The organism is Streptomyces sp. NPDC096079 (genome assembly GCF_040303145.1).
Lineage (GTDB): Bacteria > Actinomycetota > Actinomycetes > Streptomycetales > Streptomycetaceae > Streptomyces.
Window position 1 is genome coordinate 211797 of record NZ_JBEOST010000009.1, and the last position, 17143, is coordinate 228939.

13 protein-coding genes are annotated in these 17143 nt (G+C 69.9%); 10 read left to right on the plus strand and 3 right to left on the minus strand.

Annotation, left to right across the window (positions count from 1 at the left end):
• Positions 1-826 precede the first annotated feature (826 nt).
• The 4 genes from ABTY59_RS20250 to ABTY59_RS20265 all read left to right on the plus strand — a co-directional run bounded on the left by ABTY59_RS20250 (position 827) and on the right by ABTY59_RS20265 (position 5801).
• Positions 827-1939, plus strand: a complete 1113-nt coding sequence (locus ABTY59_RS20250; protein ID WP_502995397.1) for a tyrosine-type recombinase/integrase — start codon at positions 827-829, stop codon at positions 1937-1939.
• A gap of 637 nt (positions 1940-2576) precedes the next feature.
• Complete coding sequence (locus ABTY59_RS20255) at positions 2577-3476, plus strand: peptidase S1 (protein WP_352020367.1); 900 nt, start codon at positions 2577-2579, stop codon at positions 3474-3476.
• Between the two features lie 356 nt (positions 3477-3832).
• Positions 3833-4402 (plus strand): RICIN domain-containing protein, encoded by a 570-nt coding sequence (locus ABTY59_RS20260; protein ID WP_352020368.1) that lies wholly within the window; start codon positions 3833-3835, stop codon positions 4400-4402.
• A 100-nt stretch (positions 4403-4502) separates the two neighbouring features.
• Positions 4503-5801: an NAD(P)/FAD-dependent oxidoreductase gene (locus ABTY59_RS20265; protein WP_352020369.1), complete on the plus strand. Its 1299-nt coding sequence runs from the start codon at positions 4503-4505 to the stop codon at positions 5799-5801.
• Here the strand turns inward: ABTY59_RS20265 and ABTY59_RS20270 are convergent.
• Positions 5776-6759: a hypothetical protein gene (locus ABTY59_RS20270; protein WP_502995390.1), complete on the minus strand. Its 984-nt coding sequence runs from the start codon at positions 6757-6759 to the stop codon at positions 5776-5778. The two genes, ABTY59_RS20265 and ABTY59_RS20270, sit on opposite strands and share 26 nt — an antisense overlap.
• A gap of 1207 nt (positions 6760-7966) precedes the next feature.
• Between ABTY59_RS20270 and ABTY59_RS20275 the strand changes: the two genes are divergently transcribed.
• The 3 genes from ABTY59_RS20275 (at position 7967) to ABTY59_RS20285 (ending at position 10116) form a co-directional block, all read left to right on the plus strand.
• Positions 7967-8161 carry a hypothetical protein gene (locus ABTY59_RS20275; protein ID WP_352020371.1) on the plus strand — a complete coding sequence of 65 codons (195 nt, stop codon included), beginning with the start codon at positions 7967-7969 and terminating at the stop codon, positions 8159-8161.
• A gap of 157 nt (positions 8162-8318) precedes the next feature.
• Positions 8319-9881: an adenosine deaminase family protein gene (locus ABTY59_RS20280; RefSeq protein ID WP_352020372.1), complete on the plus strand. Its 1563-nt coding sequence runs from the start codon at positions 8319-8321 to the stop codon at positions 9879-9881.
• A gap of 34 nt (positions 9882-9915) precedes the next feature.
• Positions 9916-10116 (plus strand): hypothetical protein, encoded by a 201-nt coding sequence (locus ABTY59_RS20285; RefSeq protein ID WP_352020373.1) that lies wholly within the window; start codon positions 9916-9918, stop codon positions 10114-10116.
• 42 nt (positions 10117-10158) lie between these two features.
• On the opposite strand, the gene ABTY59_RS20290 is transcribed toward ABTY59_RS20285, so the two are convergent.
• Positions 10159-10839: a GAP family protein gene (locus tag ABTY59_RS20290; RefSeq protein WP_352020374.1), complete on the minus strand. Its 681-nt coding sequence runs from the start codon at positions 10837-10839 to the stop codon at positions 10159-10161.
• A gap of 252 nt (positions 10840-11091) precedes the next feature.
• Between ABTY59_RS20290 and ABTY59_RS20295 the strand changes: the two genes are divergently transcribed.
• Both ABTY59_RS20295 and ABTY59_RS20300 read left to right on the plus strand, forming a co-directional pair.
• Complete coding sequence (locus ABTY59_RS20295) at positions 11092-12249, plus strand: SulP family inorganic anion transporter (RefSeq protein WP_352020375.1); 1158 nt, start codon at positions 11092-11094, stop codon at positions 12247-12249.
• 227 nt (positions 12250-12476) lie between these two features.
• On the plus strand, positions 12477-12809 hold the full coding sequence (locus ABTY59_RS20300) for an STAS domain-containing protein (protein WP_352020483.1): 333 nt from the start codon (positions 12477-12479) through the stop codon (positions 12807-12809).
• A 60-nt stretch (positions 12810-12869) separates the two neighbouring features.
• Here ABTY59_RS20300 and ABTY59_RS37670 read toward each other — a convergent pair whose 3' ends face one another.
• Entirely contained in the window at positions 12870-15884 is a 3015-nt protein-coding gene (locus ABTY59_RS37670) for a DUF1254 domain-containing protein (protein ID WP_502995391.1), read from the minus strand.
• A 167-nt stretch (positions 15885-16051) separates the two neighbouring features.
• On the opposite strand from ABTY59_RS37670, the gene ABTY59_RS20320 reads away from it, so the two are divergent.
• Positions 16052-16408, plus strand: coding sequence for a SpoIIAA family protein (locus ABTY59_RS20320; RefSeq protein WP_352020376.1), 357 nt, complete (start codon positions 16052-16054; stop codon positions 16406-16408).
• Positions 16409-17143 lie beyond the last annotated feature (735 nt).

Below are 17143 nucleotides of genomic sequence, written 5' to 3' on the forward strand. Positions count from 1 at the left end.
AGTGGACGGAGACGTTCGAGGGCTGGGTCAGGTCCTGGAGTACTTCCTCGGTCGGCTTCAACAGCTCTCCTTTACGGTGTGCGAGGGCGGTTCGCCATCGGGCTGGACCGTACGGAAGGGAGGAGCGGCGCACGCAAGTGCACAGGGGCGCGTGACTTGGACCTCGGCTCGGGCGAGTCGGCATCGACGCCTTGGCCCCGCCTCGCTCGCGAGTTTCGCGCGGCCGGGGGGTCTCGGGTGGGGGGGGGCAGCGAGCCGGCTTCCGGGGCGGTCGATCGGCTGATGGCCGAAAGGACCTGTTCCATGAACCCGAGTATGTCGGTGCCCGACAGGTCGGGGGTGCGTGGACGCACGCCGTCAGTGTGTGCGGAGTGGTCTTCCACATGCCTGATGGCCCATCAGGCAAGTCAGCATTCGGTCAGCGTGAGGCGCCGGGCGTTCCCGGAGGATTGCCTGAACAGGCATTGGTGACGGGCGCGAAAGCCCAGGTGGAAAGCCGTCTCACCTGATGGGAGCGATGTTCCTCACAAACATCGTTCGGCGCGTGCCGGTGTACAGTCGAGACCGCCCTTGACCTGCAGAAAGCAGGCAGGGAGCCGTCTTACAGGAGTCCTGAATGCTGCGCACTCTGTTCAAGTCGAAGATCTGACTATTTGGCGTTGCCGCAGGTCAGGGGCATTATGTGCCCCCCTCAGGTCAGCAAACGGTCAGCATGCGTCCCGGACGTGTCCCCGCTTGCTGACCTGCGACTGACAGTGCGGCGCCTGAGCAAGATTCTTGGGCTGGAACGGACGGTGCGTACATGGCCCGACAGCTCGCCCGCGGCATGGGGTCCTTCTTCAAGGACTGCGGCTGCGCGAAGCCCACCCGCTGCCCTCACCCGTACTCGATCCGTTTCCGGGACGCGCTGGGCAAGCAGCGTGAGGAGTCCGGTTATGGCACGCAGGACGATGCGATCGAACGCCTCACGCAGCTGTATGCGGAGAAGAAGACCACGGCGCCGTCGGTGGCGGCGGCCCGCCGTGAGCTGGGTCAGCTGACGGTGGAGGAGTACGCGAAGCAGTGGCGGCCCCGGCAGCGCAAGATGACGGACTACTCCACCGGCGAGCACGTCGACAGTTCGATCAACGTCCACATCGTCCCGAGCCTGGGAGCGCGGAAGCTGAACTCGGTCACGCCGATGGTGGTCGAACGGTTCCTGGACGAGATGGAGAGCGACAGGGTCGGCCGGGGAAACCAGGTGAACATTTTCCGGGTCCTGAAGACGATCCTGCGGGACGCGTATGCCAAGGGGGCGATGGCGGACGACCCGGTGAAAGGAGTCCAGGAACCCGAGTACGTGCGTGAACAGGTCGCCATCCCGTCCCTCGCCTACGTGAAGAAGGCCCTGTCGGTCGCCGATGGGGAGCTCGCGCTGGAGATCGTCATGATGGCCGGTTGCGGTCTGCGCAACGGTGAGGCGCGGGCGGTGAACGTCAACAACGTCGTAGCCAAGGACGTCTACCGGGTGCGGGACCAGATCCACTCGAACACGCTGAGGCCGGCAAAACTGAAACACCGCAAGACGGGGGAGTTCCGGGAGGTGCCGCTGCCGCGGTCGGTCCGGGAGGCTATCGAGCGGTACGCGGCCAAGCACGGCACCACGAAGGACGGCTACCTGCTACGCGGCCCGGGCGGCTACTTCACCGAAGGTATGGAGCGGCGCCGGGTGAGGAAGCTCTTCACGGACCTGCCGCCGGAGGAAAGCGTCGGGATGTACGGCTTCCGGCACTACTTCGCCTCCAACGCCCTCGGCAACGGCATTCCGATCACCGACGTCGCGGAATGGATGGGCCACAAGTCCATCGAGGAGACGTACCGGACCTACCGGCACCTGATGCCGGGCAACATCACCAAGGCCGCCCGGATCCTCGACGCCGGCCTATGGGCAGCAGCCTGAGGGCGGCTAGAGCGACACATTGCCTGTCGAGACGGTGACGAGATCTTCCTGAAGTCGTCACCCTTCCCGCGCCGAGCTCCGGCGGATGAGGGTGAGGATCGCGCTGACCGGTGGCGTTGCTCGTTTCCGGTGATTTCATGGTTGTGCCGGTTCGTGTGGTCGATTCTCCCCAGCGGCTCCCCAGCGGCTCCCCAGCGGCTCCCCAGCGGCGCTCCTCAGAGCGGCTCGTTCCCCCCGGATACTTCCCAGCGGCGCCTGGTCCGAGGGATGTTGTCTCGTTCGCGGAACGTCTGTCGAGTGCACCGTCTCCGCTTTGCTCGTGCCGTCGGCTCGGATCCCCTGTGCCCGGCCGAGCGAGTACGGGACCGCGTCGTATCCGCGCCCACGACCTGCGGTCGCCCGCGCCGCCATTGAAGTGATCTTGCTGTTCTCGTGATCGTTCAGAAGACCGAACCAGCCCCCTTGCGGCTTCTGAGCAGGAACGTTCTGGCCCGCGCCCGGAATCTCGTTCGTGAAGTGCCGAGAAGCGGAATTGACCCTTCCGGAGCGCTAGTGTCCCGCCCGAACGCCGCATCCGCACACATGAGTGCGCCTCGTCTCTCGGCGTTGGATCGATGGTCTGCCTCCCGGAGGAACAGTGAAGAAGTCGAAGACGACCGTGCTCATCGCCGTGATCGCGGCGGGTGCGGGACTCATGGTGACGGCCGCGGCCGGTGCGTCGGCGCTGGCCCCGTCCACCGTCTCGGGCGACGGCGGTGACCGCATCGGGATCGTCAAGGGTGACGGATCCTCGCACGCCAAGGCCGGCGGGCTGAGCGCCCTGTGGACGGGGCAGGCCGACGACGTCAAGCAGATCGTGTTGTCGGGGTCGCGCATCGGCGTGCTCAAGGACAGCGGCTCCGTGTACGTCAAGGACGGCGACCTCGACGCCGAATGGAAGTGGCAGTCCGACCACGTCAAGCAGATCGCCCTGGCAGGTGACCGCATCGGCGTCCTCAAGGGCGACGGCACCGCCTACGTCAAGGCCGGCGACCTCGACGCCGCGTGGGTGGGGCAGGCCAACAACGTCAAGACCCTTGAGCTGTCCGGCGACCGGATCGGCATCGTCAAGGGCAACGGTGCGGCGTTCGTGAAGGAGGGCGGCCTCGACGCGCTGTGGAAGGGGCAGGCCGACGATGTCGTCGACATCGACCTCAGCGGCGACCGCATCGGTGTCCTCAAGGGCAACGGTGCGGCCTTCGTGAAGGAAGGCGCCCTCGACGCCCTGTGGAAGGGCCAGGCCGACAACGTCCTCCAGCTGGAGCTGTCCGGCAACCGCATCGGCGTCCTCAAGGACGACGGCATCCTCTTCGTCAAGGAGGGCAACCTCGACGCCCTCTGGAACAGGCAGGCCACCCACGTCATCCAGTTCGCCCTCTCCGGCACCCGTGTGGCCTACCTCGCCGACAACGGCACCGCCTTCGCCAAGCAGGGTGCGGTGAACGCCACCCAGTGGACGACGGAGGCCGACCACGTCACGGAGATCGCCCTCTCCTGACCGTCCGGAACAGCGCGGCGGACGGCTCGTAGGTCGCCGATCCCGTCGGTCGATGAAGCCCCAGGTCTCCGACCTGGGGCTCTTCCATGCGTGGAGCCCGCCTCGTACGGGCCCGGCTCGCACGATCCGGCCGATGCCTGACGACGGGAACGATCTCGAGTGCGCCCAACGGCGCAGTGGTTCGGCCGAGCGGCCCAGGCAAGATCGTTTCTCCGGTGGAGGGCGGTCCGTGACGCGTGACCATGGCCCGCCGTCATGGGACCGTCTTCGTACTCCCGGGCGTCAACCTCCTGCCCCGGCTTCCGCCGGCTGCTCGGTCGCGTCCGTACCCCCCCTCACGGAAAGAGCGCTCCGCCATGCGCAAGCGTTTGCTCTCGTCACTGGCCGCCGTCTGCGCGGCCGTTCCGATCCTTCTCGCCGGCGCCGGCCCGGCTTCCGCGGACACCCAGGTCAACCAGGACCTGGTCAACAAGATGAACGGCAGCCGTCTCGCCCTGGGCAGCGACAGCACCGCCGACGGCGCCGAGGTGATCGCGCTCCGCGGCACCCGCTGGGACTCCTACATCACCGAGGCCTGGGACTTCGACGGGACCTACGACAGCAACGCCAAGCTGTGGACGGCGACCCTGCGCAACAGGGCCTCGAACCGCTGCCTGGAGCCGGAGGCGGCGAATCCCGTACGAGGCAACCGGATCGTGGTCCGTTCCTGTGACGGCTCGGACCGGCAGAAGTGGAGCCTGCGCCTGGAGACGGGCGGCGGCAACACCGAACGCTGGTGGGTCTGGCGCCCGGTCGGCAACGTCAACGTGGCCATGACGATCCAGAACACCAACAACGACCAGTGGGACACCGTCCGCCTGGACTACTCCTACCCCTCCACCGACCGCCTTTGGCTCCTCGGCCCCAACAACAGCGCCTGGTGGTAGACCACCCCTCGGTGACGTGAGGCCCCGGGGGGTGCACCCCGGGGCCCCACCCGGACCCTCATGCCCACCCCCGCAGCCACCCGCGAAGGAGACACCGACCGTGCGTGCGGACGTCGTGGTCGTCGGAGCCGGCATGTTCGGTTCGGCCGCCGCCAAGTACCTCAGTCGTTCAGGAGCCGACGTCCTGGTGATCGGCCCTGAGCCGCCCGGCCGTGACGTTTCGGCCCCCCTCTCCTCGTACGGTGCCCATGCCGACGAGGCCCGGATCGTGCGCCGTCTGGGCTGGGACCATGTCTGGGGGACTCTTGACACCCGGTCGGCGGACCGCCTGCCCGCCCTGGAAGCCGAATCGGGCATCGACTTCTTCACCGAGTGCGGGTCCCTGGCGCTGATGGGCAAGGGAGTCCGGGACCGCACCCGTGAGATGCTCCGGCTCTGTGACGCCGGCGGTGTCCCGGTGGAAGAGCTGTCGGAAGCGGCTCTGGGGCGCGAGTTCCCCGAACTGGGACTCCCTCCGGTGGCGGGCGGGGTCGACGGGCTCCTGGAACGCCGGAGTGCCGGGTACCTGAATCCGCGACGTATGGTGCGGGCCCAACTGGAGCTGGCCGCCAGGGCGGGAGCCAGGCGGGTACGGGGAGCCGCGGCGGCCGTACGCAGGAACGGTCGTGCGGGAGCGTGGACTGTCGATGGATACGCGGACGGGGCTGCGTTCCGGGTAGAAGCCGAGAAGGTCCTGGTCGCGACGGGAGCCCTCATCAACCACACCGACGCGCTGCCGACCGGCACCGCACTGGACCTTCAGGCGTTCACCGAACCGAACCTGCTCTTCGAAGTCTCCGAAGCCCAGCTGGAGCGACTGCGGACCCTTCCCACGGTCGTGGTCGTCGATCCGGAGGACGCGGGCGACGACAACCTGTCCGCCTACCTCCTGCCGCCGGTCCGCCACCCCGACGGCGCGTGGTACCTGCGGCTCGGCCCCGGAATGCAGCCCCTCGTCCGTGAACTGCGCACAGCCGAGGAGACGCTGTCCTGGTGCGCGGCGCAGGCCGTCACGCGGGACCAGGCCCGGTTCCTCCGGAGTGTGATCCGGCTGCTGGTCCCCGCTCTGGAACCGGTGTCCGTACGCGAGGCCTGTTGTGTTGTCGACAAGACGCCTACCCGCTCCCCCTACATCGGCGCCTTGGACGGGTCCGATGGGCTCAGCGTGGTGGTCGGCGGCAACGGGCACGGCGCCCGAGGCTCCGACGAGATCGGGCGCCTCGCCGCGACGGTCGTCCTGGGCGAGACGTGGGACTTCCCTCTCCCGCCGGACGTTTTCGCCCCCAAGGGGCAGCCCCTTGCAGCGGGTGCCGACACCGGTCGGCCGGACTACCTCACACCGCCCTTCGGGCTCTGCTGACTTCGCCGGAGAGTGAGGAACTCGTCGACGGCGGTACGAGTGAAGGGCGCAGCGAGTGCGGGGGCGGGTGGGCGGGGCGTAGTGCGGTGAACCCCGCCCACCCAGGGGGGCACTCGGCCGCGACGATCTCGTTCACGAGCCAGGAGCCGAGTTCCTCGGTCATGACGGTGTGACCTTCGTTGCGGCCAGCGCACTTGAAGGCGTCGAGCGCGCTGGCGTCCGAGGCGATCGGGCGGTAGAGCGCCTTCGGGTCGTCGATGTTCCCGGCCGCGACCGCGCTGATGCTGGGGATGAAGCAGGACGTGGTGATGACGTCCGGGTCCACCTTGTTACCGAGGACGCCCATGAGGAGGGCGGCCAGACCGAAGCTGCCGGTGTCGCCCGCGGCGGACGGGAGGGTGAACACGCCGCCGGGAGCCCCGTCGATGTCAGGCAGTCCGCTGGTGCGCACCGACACCGGCGCACCGTCCGCCTTCTGGAGGCGGGCCACGGTCTGGTCGCCCTGTGCCTGGGTCTTGAGCCAGGTGTCCCGCAGAGTCTCGCCGTCGCCCCGCACGGCGGTCACGTCGCCCTTGATGCCGTTTCCGGTGCCGGAGTCCACTCCGTTCGCGACACCGATCTTCCGAAGGTTGCGCGGCCAGCTCCCGAGTTCGTCGAGCTTCTGGAGGAACTCCGCGCGCTCCGGAGCCGGCTTCGGGGTGTCACCGGCCTTGGCGATGTGCCATCGGGCCATCTGCTTCGCGGCCGGGCTGTTGAGCAGCCCGGAGAGCTGCCGCAGGACGGGGCCCACGCCGTCGGTGTCGCCCCAGTACTCCGTCGCGAAGTGTGTGAAGGCCTGGAGGGCGACGGGGAACCATCCACCGTGGTGGGGGGAGTCGTAGGACAAGTACGTGGACGTCTCGTGGTCGGGCAACGAGGGGTCGTGCTCCATCTTGGCCAGGGCGTAGCGGGTGACCATGCCGCCCATGCTGAAGCCGCCCACCGTCAGCCTGGCCTGCCCCACGCGCTCGGCGATGGTCCGGCGGACGCACTCGATGGCCGTCTCGGCGTTGTCGACGATCGAGGCCGTACGGTCGTCGTAGCCCAGGTGATCACGTCGCGGCCGATCGCGTGGAGCTCGGTGACGAAGCGGAAGTCACCGTTCTCCTCAAGGCCGTTCCACAGCTGGTCGAGGTTGCTCGACCCGGCCGAGAAGCCGTCGGAGAGGATGACGGGCCTGCGCAGCTGTCGGCGGTTCAGCGGGCTGTAGTACACCCAGGCCGTTCCACCGGCGAGGGGCCATTCGTCATGCGGTTCCGGCGCCGGGGGAAACGAGGAACGGGCTCCCGGGGCGACCGGGCCCCAGAGATCAACAACAGAGGTTGACATGCTCAGTTGACGGCATTCGCGTAGCGCGAGCAGACCGGCCGTCCGCGCAGTTCGTGAGCTATGCAAGGAGCGGCGGACGTAACCGTCCGATCGGGCGACCGTTGGTGCTTCGGGCGGGGCCGACCGGTCCCTGAGGACGAGGGAGACAGGCGCATGGACTCAAGGACGGACGGGAAGCGCGTACTCGGTGTGCTGACGGATGCGGAGGCCCAGCGCGACGCGGCGCGGGCCGTCTCCGAAGGGCGAGTCGTGGCCCATGGGTTCGGCAACATCTACGCCCTCACCTCCCGTGCCGACGCGGACACCGTGCGCGCGGTGAACCGCCTCAAGGGGCGCCCGGCGGGACAGACGGGAAGCATCACCGTCCCGCCCACCGGCAAATTCCGGCCGTCTTCGACTGGAGCGCCCTGCCGGCCGGCGTCTCCGAGGACCGGCTGCTCTCCCTCGTCGATCTGCTGCTCACTCTGGGTCCCATCGGCCTCCGTGGCCCGGCCGCACCCCACGTCCCAGCCCACCTCACGGAGGCGGACGGGCTCCTTCGTACGACACAGATCATCGCGCCGGGCCACCGCTGCCCCTCCAACGCCTTCCTCGCCCGGGCCGCCGCCCTCACGGGCGATCGGCTCCTCTTCATCACCTCGGCCAACCGCTCGCGCAGGGCGACCGGCGCGGACGACGAGCCCGCGCACTGGCAGGCCGAAGCGCTCCAGGCGGAGTTCGCCGCCGAACCGTCCGTCACCTTCCTGCCCCACGCCGACGAAGCCGCCGCACGCCGCTCCTTCCCCGACCACACCCCCATGTCGACGACGGTCCTCGCCTTCCCCTGTAGCGCCTCCGGACATAGCGGGCGCCCGGACCTCATCGTCGAACGCATCGGATCACTACCCATCGAGAACATCGGTGGCCTCGCGGCGGACATGGGGTTCGGGCTGACGGTCGCTTCCGCGACCGCCACCCGCCGCCTGACCCCGCGGGTCTACGCCGGGCAGTGAAACCACACCGACGGGGGCTGAGCCGGGGTCACTCGCGCGAGTGGTCAACGGCGTACACGCCGCAGCGGTGCGGTACATCGCACACTCCCGTTGGCGATCATGCGGGGTGACTGCTTCTCTCTACGGTTCCCGGCGCCGGTACCGCACCCTGTTCACCGTGGGTCTGAGCGCCCTCACGCTGCTGTCGCCACTCTCGGCACCCAGCGCGCAAGCCCACAGCGGCAAGGGCCTGGCGGCCGTGCCTCCGCCGCGCCCGACGACCGCCCTGGAGGCGGGCACGGCCGCCCATCTCGACACCCTCCGCGACAACCCCCGCCTGCTGCGTGGCTTCTTCCGCCACCTGCCCAAGGGCGGAGAGCTGCACAATCATCTCTCCGGTGCGGTCTCGACCGAGTACCTCATCGAGCTCGCCGCGCAGGACGGCCTGTGCATCGACACCACCACGATGACCGCGGTCGCCGCGCCGTGCGGCACCGGCACCCGCCCGGCCGCCGACGCCCGGACCGACCGCGCCTTCCACGACGCGATCGTGCGCGCCTGGTCCATGCAGGACTTCCCGTCCGATGGCAACGGACACGACCATTTCTTCGACACGTTCGGCAAGTTCGGTGAGGTGACCTGGCGCCACCGTGGCAAGCTCCTCGCCGAGGTCGCGAACGACGTCGCCGCGCAGAACCAGTTCTATCTGGAGACCATGGTCACCCCCGCCTCCGACGGCGCCAAGAAACTGGCCGCCGAAGTCGGTTGGGACGCCGACCTGGCGAGGCTCCACAGCAAACTGGCCGCCGACGGGAAACTCGACAAGCTCGTCACCGAAGCGCGCGCCGAGGCCGCCGACGGGGATGCGGAATTCCGGACCGCCGCCCGTTGCGACACCAGCCGTCCGCAGCCCGGCTGTCGCCTCTCCGTGCGGTGGATCTCCCAGGTCTCGCGCGGCAGTTCACCGGAGCGGGTCTTCACGCAGATGGCGCTCGGCATGCGCCTCGCGGAACGAGACGAGCGGTTCGTCGCCGTGAACCTCGTCCAGCCGGAGGACGGGGCGAGCTCCCTCAGCAACTACAGCCTGCAGATGCGCATGCTGAACTACCTCCGCAGCGTCTACCCCAAGGCGCACGTCACCCTGCACGCGGGTGAGCTGTGGCCCGGCCTGGTCAAGCCAGAGGACCTGAAGTTCCACATCAAGGAGGCCGTGGACGTCGCGCGCGCCGACCGCGTCGGACACGGCGTCGATCTGGTCCACGAGGACGACTGGCAGCAGACCGCCCGCACGATGGCCGCCCGGGAGACCGCCGTCGAGATCCCCTTCACCAGCAATGCCCAGATCCTGGGCGTACGCGGCGCCGACCACCCCTTCGAGACGTACCGTGCCTACGCCGTCCCCGTCGTCCTGGCCACCGACGACCCCGGGGTCAGCCGCATCGACATCAGCCACGAGTACCAGTACGCCGCCGCCACCTACGGCCTTTCCTACGTGGAACTGAAGGACCTCGCCCGCGCCTCCCTCGAGTACGCCTTCCTCCCCGGCACCAGCCTCTGGCACGGCAACCCCACCCGCGACGGGTACCGCATGACCGCCGCCTGCCAAGGCCTGCGCCCCGGACTGGCCGAACCCGGTGCGGCCTGCCGTCGCCTGCTGGCTTCCAGCCCGAAGGCCGCCGTCCAATGGCGCCAGGAGGCAGCCTTCCACACCTTCGAGCGGACCTTCGGTATCACTCGCTGAGGTCACTCACCTCTGCGTCCGCAGCCGGACAGCCATGAGGCCCCAGGCTGACGGCCTGAGGCCTCATCGCAAGGCGGATGAGAACGTCGCCGCCGGATACCGGACCGCGTTCCGTCTTTCCGGCGCGATCGTCGCCCTCGCGGCCGTGGTGGTGGCGGTGGGCCTGCGCCCTGAGCGGGACGCCCTGCGCACCACCGCGCGGCGGGAATCCCCGGAGCGGACCGTGACCGTCTGACGGGCGGGGGAGTCCGGCCCACGCCGTCCTGTGCCGAGGGCGTCACGCGGTCAGGCCGCTGATCGCGTCGCCCACGTACTTCGCTCCCAGGACCACCAGGACGGTCGTCATGATCGCCGTGTTGTGCGTGGTCATCCACGCCTTCCACCCGCCGAGAGTCCTGGCCGACTTCGTGCCGCCCAGGAAGTAGACGGCGAGTGGAAGGGTTGTGCAGAGGGACGCGACGAGCACCATGAGGACGGCCGCGACGGCCTTGCCGCCGGAGGACGCGGTGCTGGAGGCGATGGAGACCGCTCCGCCGACGGCCAGGACGAGGTTCTTGGGGTTGGCGACGGCCAGCGCGGCGGACAGGCCCGCGGCCTTGGCCGGGGTGAAGCGGTCGATGGCCTTCATCCAGCCGGGCGGCTCCGGCTCGTGGCCCTCCCTCGGCCGGTCCTTCCACTGTTTGACGCCCATCAGCAGGAACAGCACGCCGAGGGCGAGCTTGAGCCACAGGGTCCAGGTCGCGGGTCCGCCGTCGCCCTCGGAGGCGTCGGCTCCCGATCCGGCCAGCACGATCACCGTCACGAGGACCGCGAGGGACACGACCCAGCCCGCCGTGAACGCGAGGCCGTTGGTACGGCCCCTCGGTGTCGCGAGCATGAGGATGACAGCGATCAGGGGAAGCGGGCTGATGGCGATGCCGACGGCGGAGGCCAGCATCTGGCCGACGGCGTCTCCCACGGTTCACCTCCGGGTCGGACAGGGCCCGGAGACGCCCACCGGCTCCGGATCGTCCGACCGCTCCACGCTCACACGCCGCCCGTCCACCGGCACCTCGGACGGGTCCGCGCCACTCGACCTCACCCGTTCGGTGCAGCCCGGTCGCCGCCGCCCCGCCCCCGGGGTTGCCTGGGGATGACGGCCGCCACGCGCGGGGCGCCTCGGGCGACCGGGACGCGCGGTGCGGAGACGAGCGCGAAGGGGCGGTGGCGCATGAGGGCCGGCGGTCGGACGTCCCCGAGAAGACCGCTGCCCACGCTCGGCTGGCCCCGTCCGGCCGACGCCACCGCCGGCGCAGTCACCGGGCTGTTCTCCATCCCGGAAGGCATGGCGTACGCGGCGATCGCCGGCTTCAACCCCGTCGCCGGTCTGTACGCGGGCGTGGTGCCCGCGATCGTCGGCTCGCTGACCTCGCGCACGGTCCTCATGGTCACGACGCTGACCAGCGCCATCGCCCTCACTTCGCAGAGCGTCCTGTCGGACGCCGGGCTCGACCCCAAGGATGCCGGCAACGTCGCCCTGCTGACGGTCATGGTCGGCGCGGTGATGCTGCTGATGGGGGCGCTGAGGCTCGGCGTGGTGATGAGCTTCGTCTCGAATGCCGTGATGACCGGCTTCTCGACCGGCATCGCCCTGCAGATCATCACCGGCGTCCTCAAGGACGCCACCGGGTACAAGCCGCAGGGCGACAACAAGCTCTACCAGCTGGGCGACTGGCTGGTGCACGTCGGGGACTGGCAGGGCGCGGCCACTGCTGTCGCGGCCGCCACGGTGGCGGTCTGGGCGGCGGCGCGTTCCGTGAGACGCCTGGAGCCGGTCGCGCTGCTCCTCGCCATGGTCGTCGTCAGCGTCGGCGTCTTCGCCCTCTCCGCGGACGTGGAGCTCGTCCGGGACATCGCCGACATCCCGGCCGCCCTCCCCTCCCTCACCGCCCCCGACCTCTCCGTCGTGCCGGAACTCGTCGGCGGGGCCTTCTCCGTGGCGCTGGTGGCCCTGGCGCAGGCGGCCGGGATCGCGCCGTCGATGCCGAACCCGGACGGCTCGCGGTCCGACGTGAACGGAGACTTCCGCGCCCAGGGCTACGCGAACCTTCTCGGCGGACTGTTCCAGTCGCTGCCGTCCGGAGGGTCGATGTCCCGCACCGGGGTCGCGGTCAGCGCCGGCGCCCGTACCCGCTGGGCCGGGGTCTTCTCCGGCGTGTTCCTCGCGCTCGTCGTCCTCGTGTGCGGATCGCTCGCCGAACGCATCCCCATGCCCGTGATCGGCGGGCTGATCCTGGTCGTCGGCGGCGAGCTGGTCTGGGGGAGGCGGCGTGACATCGTGTTGGTGCTGCGCACCTCTCGGCTGTCGTCCGCCGCCATGGTGCGCTGACCTTCCTCGCCACGACCGGGCTCCCGCTCCAGCGGGCCGTCGTCATCGGCGCCGTACTGTCGCTGCTGCTGTTCTGCGCCCAGGCCGCCCGCCAAGCCACACTGGTCGCCCTGCGCGAGGGCGACGAAGGCACCTGGCGGACGGCCACCCCGCCCGACGGCCTGCCGCCCGGGGAGGTCACCGTCCTGGACTACGCGGGCGTCTCGTTCTTCGCCGAGCTGCCCCACATCGAGGCGAAGCTGCCCGATGTCACGGGCGCCCGCGACGCCGTCCTGGTGCTCGTCGTCCGCGCCGTGCCCGACGTGCCCTCCTCGGCGGTGGTCAAACTCCTCGACCGGTACGCCCGCCGACTCGACGAGGAAGGAGGCCGGCTCGTGCTCGCCGGGGCGCAGCCCGGCCTCGTCAGGGTCCTGGAGTCCTCGGGGCTGGCCGACCGGCTGGGGGAGGGCGGTGTCGTCCCGGCCCGTCCCGAACTCCTCGGCCCGCTGCGGACCGCCGTGGACGAGGGCCGTGCGTGGATCGACGCGCGACGCCAGGGGGATGGGACACGCACACGATGAGGCCCTGTTCCCGCCGGCGGTCCTCCGCCGGCGGGAACAGGGCTTCCGGCCGTGTTCCTCTCAGACCTGCGACAGCGGTTCGATCTCGCCGGGGCGCCAGGTCTTGTCGAACCAGGGTTCCAGGGGCCCGTAGAGGCGGAGCATCGCGAACCACGCCTTGCCGGGGACGGTCTGGATCCAGTTCGATTCCCGGTCGTCCGGGGCGGTCGGGCCGAAGAACAGGTCGGTGGCGCCGTCGTCGTTCGTCCTCACCGCGCCCGGGAGGCTGGACAGGGCGGGGTAGGGGTTGTCGGTCTGGAGGAGGGAGCGGGTCTGGGTGTCGTAGAGGTCGACGGCCCAGAAGTTCTTGGCGGGGACGTCGGAGGGCAGCCGGAGCCGGTAGGTGCGGGAGCCGTCGAGCCAGGCGCCGGTGGAGTCCTCGGCGGTGTAGGCGTACTGCGAGCCGGTGCCGACGGTCTTCGTGGCCATCGCCGGGGTGATGACGGTGGCGAAGTAGTGGAAGAGGGCACGGGCGTCGAGGAGCCGGGCTCCGTTCCGCAGGAACTCGTGGCTCCCGCCGATGAACGGCACCTTCCAGGAGGACTCGCCGGGGTAGACGTACGCGTCCGGGTCGCGCGGCTTGTAGACCAGCGCGCGGGCGATGCCGGCGGCGATCGGGGCGGCCTTCTCCAGGATGCCCCGCAGCCTGTTGTCGGGGGCGAAGGGCTGCCCCTTGATGATGCCGAGGGCCGCGAGCTGGCCGGCGCGTTCCGGGTCGAGGGCCTCGGCGGGTTCCTCCTGGACGAGGGTGTCGATCTCCTCGTAGTAGGTGTAGTCGTTGGAGTGGACGGTGTTGTGGTGGGTGTCGGCGATGTTGAGGTAGCGCATCGGCGGGGGTGCGTCGGCCTGGGAGAGGGGATAGACGCGGGTCTTCTTCAGACCGGGGACGCCGCCGAGGGCGCGGACGACGAGCCAGTTGGTGTACGTGGGGCAGCGGTACGTGACGTACTCGCCGGGCACCTCGTCCTCGTGGTCCGGCGGCAGGAAGAGGTACTTTCCGCCTGCGCCCTTGTCGGGTCCGGCGAGGCCGAGGTCGGCGACGTACCGGAACCAGAAGTCGTCGACGACGCAGAGCGATTCGGGCGGGTTCTCGACGACGGTGGGGCCGTCGGCGCGCAGGTCCAGGAAGGTCGTCCCGTAGGTCGTCTCGGTGTTGGGCGTGAGGTAGTAGCTCCCGGAGTTCGCCCGCGGATCGGTGTAGGCGAGAGTCCGGGCGCTGTCGACGCCGACGGAACGGAGCCCGGCCCGCAGGGCGACGAGGGAGGCGCCGGGGATGGTGTCGAGGTAGACGTCGATGCCGCGGATCAGGTCGAGCAGCTCGTACGACGAGGCGATGGTGGCCTCGTCGGGCAGTCCGTCGAAGAACCGCAGTTCGCCGAGGGGGGTGGTGACGTGGTCGGGCATCGCGATCGAGCGCAGGACGTCCTCGGGCACGGGGTGGTCGGTCACGGGCGCGGCCTTTCCGGCGAGACGGGTTTCAGAGGGTGGCGGGTTCGATCTCGCCGGGCTGCCAGCTCTTGTCGAAGAAGGACGGCAGGGGGCTGTAGAAGCGCAGGATGGTGAACCAGTTCCGGTCCGGGAGGGTCTGCACCCAGTTGCCCTCCGCCACCCCGTCGGGGCGCTCGGGCGCGAACCACAGGACCGTCGATCCGTCCGCCTCGGGCCTGGCGGCGGGGGCGGGTAGCCCTGCGAGCCCGCGCGCGGGAAGCGCTGGTCGGTGGCGACCATGGAGCGGGTCTGGTTGTCGTACAGGGTGATCGACCAGAACTTCTCGGCGGGGATGTCGGCGGGCAGCACTAGCCGGTACGCGCGTCCGCCTTCCAGCGGGTCACCGTTCGCGTCCATGGTCGCGCCGACGTACTGGGAGCCGATCCGGGGGAGGTTCATGCACATCGCCGGGGTGACACCGGTGGCGAGGTAGAAGAACGAGGTGCGGGCGTCGAGCAGTTTCGCCCCGCGGTCGGGGAACGGCTTCACGCCCTCCCGCGTGACCAGCGGCGGCGGGGTCTGGAAGGAGTACCCGCCGGCGAACAGCGGCGAGGTCCAGTTCGAACCCGTGCCGGGATAGAAGTGGAAGCCCTGCTCCGGGCGGGGCCGCATCGCCACCGCCCGCGCGTAGGCGTTGGCCGTCGCCGCCGCGTCCTCCAGGACCTCCCGCCCGTACGCGTCGGGGGAGAAGCCCTCGCCGTGGACGATCCCGGCGGCGGCGATCGGCGCGGCCACCTCGGGATCGAGCGCGGTGGCGGCCTCCGCCTGGACGGCCTCGTCGAGCAGCGTGAAGTACGAGGCGTCCACCGGCGGGATCGTGTTGATCACCGTCCCGCTGCCCTCGACGAACCGGGGGGTCCTCGGCTCGGCGAGCGGCGCGAGCCCGGCCTCACCGAGCAGGAAGGAGGCGATGGAGGTCCCGTACCCGCCCGGCGTGTACGGGGTGATCTTCAGCTCCTCCTTGATACGCCGGACGGCGGGCGCGGGGTCGTCGTCCTCCAGGAAGCACCGCCCGAGCATCCACACCCGGCTCGTCCGCACGTGGTGCGTGAACATCCCGCCCTCGGGCAGCGGCCCCGCATACCCCGGCCCGACGAACAGGTACCGCCCGCCGGCCCCGCGGTCCGGCCCGGGCACGCCGAGGTCGGTGACCCAGCGGAACCACATGTCGTCGGCGACGGTCAGGCAGTCCCGGGGGATGTCGACGACAACGGGCCCGTCCGACAGGTCCACGAACAGGAAGAAATAGACGGTGTCGGCGTTCGCGGTCAGGAACAGAGAGCGGCAGTCCATCAGCTCCGAGAACAGCAGCACGTCCCCGTCCCGCACGCCGGCTCCCAGCATCGCCCGCCGCATCGCCCACAGCGACACCGCCGGCAGCCCCGCCAGATACGCCTCGACGCCGTGCATCCGGTCCACTTGCCCGTACACGGCCTCCGTCGTCTCACGGGTCGGCAGCCCGTCGTCGAAGAGGAAGGTCCCGGCCGTCGACTTGACGGTGTCCGGAGTGACCAGGGAGGCGGGTACGGCGTCGTCGTACGTGACCACAAGGGGCCCCTTTCAGCGTCCAGTCCCGTTCGAGGCTAGGCGGAAGGGATGAACCACGTATTTCAGGCACTGTCACCCGAACGGAGGGTCAGGTGTGGTGGCCCCGGAGCGCAACGGAAAGGCTCGGGGCAGGACGGGAAGCCACACCCCACCGCCGGGAGCCTCTTGTGATCAGCCAGCTCGAGAACTTGCCGAACGGCGTCGTCGGATTCGAAGCCTCTGGAAAGATCTCCGCCGAGGACTACCGGGACACGGTTCTCCCCGCCCTGACTGAGGCGGCTGGGGCGGGCGAGGTCCGCTTCCTGCTCGTCGTGACCGACTTCGACGGCATGAGTGGCGGCGCTCTGTGGGAGGACCTCAAGGTCGGCGTCGAGCACTTGCGCGCCTGGAAGCGCGTGGCCCTGGTCACCGACATTGAGTGGATGACCCATGTCACCTCGCTCTTCGGCTGGATGGCCCCCGGCGAGACGAAGACCTTCCCCCTCGCGGCACACGGCGAAGCACTCGTCTGGGTCGCAGGCTGACTCGATCGGACACGGGACCGTTCGGTGCTTCGAGGGGTGGACCGTCGCCGGCCGGAGGGAGTCCGTACGCCCGTGGCCGGCCGATCGGACCGGTCAGGTTGGTCACGCGAAGCGCAAGGGGGACATCCGGGTTGCGGCCGCGCGACGTACGGCACCGCGCCGGTCAGTCCGCGGATTGGAGGCGGGTGGCGCGGGAGAGCGAAGCTGGTGGAGGGCACGCCTCCCTGGGCGGCGCCCACCAGAACTTTGAAGTGCTCACGCGGGCCATCGTGTCCCGCCGTTATGACACGCTGGGCACGGTGCGGGGAGCGCCGGAACCAGCTGGGCGTCGCCCCCGGTCTCCGGCCGCACCGCCCGATCCGTGACTAACCCGACCTCCAGGTCCAGAGTCTCGCCGGATGCACCGTGGTAGAGACCGAAGGCCGGACTCAGCACGCCGATCCGCTGAGCCCGGATGCTCCTGGCCAGGACCTCGAACGACATATCGAAGAAGTCCCGCGGCCCGTCCTTCGGGACGACGGCTCGCACGGCCGCCGTCGTCTTCGAGTGCAGATGGACCGCCACGGGCTCCGAAACGGCGAGCGCTGTCGTCCTGCAAGAGGTTGGCGGAGACCGTGAGATTCGCCGACTTCCACCAGGGCGGGAAGTGGAGGCCGAGGAGCACGCCGAACTCGAGCCACCCGGAGTCAATGGTTCGAGGCTCGCACCGCATGGGATCCCCGTCGTCGCCTCGCA

Excerpts from the sequence above, each read along its gene's own strand:
- ABTY59_RS20260 (WP_352020368.1), top strand. The coding sequence starts at position 3,833 with ATGCGCAAGCGTTTGCTCTCGTCACTGGCCGCCGTCTGCGCGGCCGTT.
- ABTY59_RS20295 (WP_352020375.1), top strand. The coding sequence starts at position 11,092 with ATGAGGGCCGGCGGTCGGACGTCCCCGAGAAGACCGCTGCCCACGCTC.
- ABTY59_RS20250 (WP_502995397.1), top strand. The coding sequence starts at position 827 with ATGGGGTCCTTCTTCAAGGACTGCGGCTGCGCGAAGCCCACCCGCTGC.
- ABTY59_RS20285 (WP_352020373.1), top strand. The coding sequence starts at position 9,916 with ATGAGGCCCCAGGCTGACGGCCTGAGGCCTCATCGCAAGGCGGATGAG.
- ABTY59_RS20275 (WP_352020371.1), top strand. The coding sequence starts at position 7,967 with ATGTCGACGACGGTCCTCGCCTTCCCCTGTAGCGCCTCCGGACATAGC.
- ABTY59_RS20270 (WP_502995390.1), bottom strand. The coding sequence starts at position 6,759 with ATGGTCACCCGCTACGCCCTGGCCAAGATGGAGCACGACCCCTCGTTG.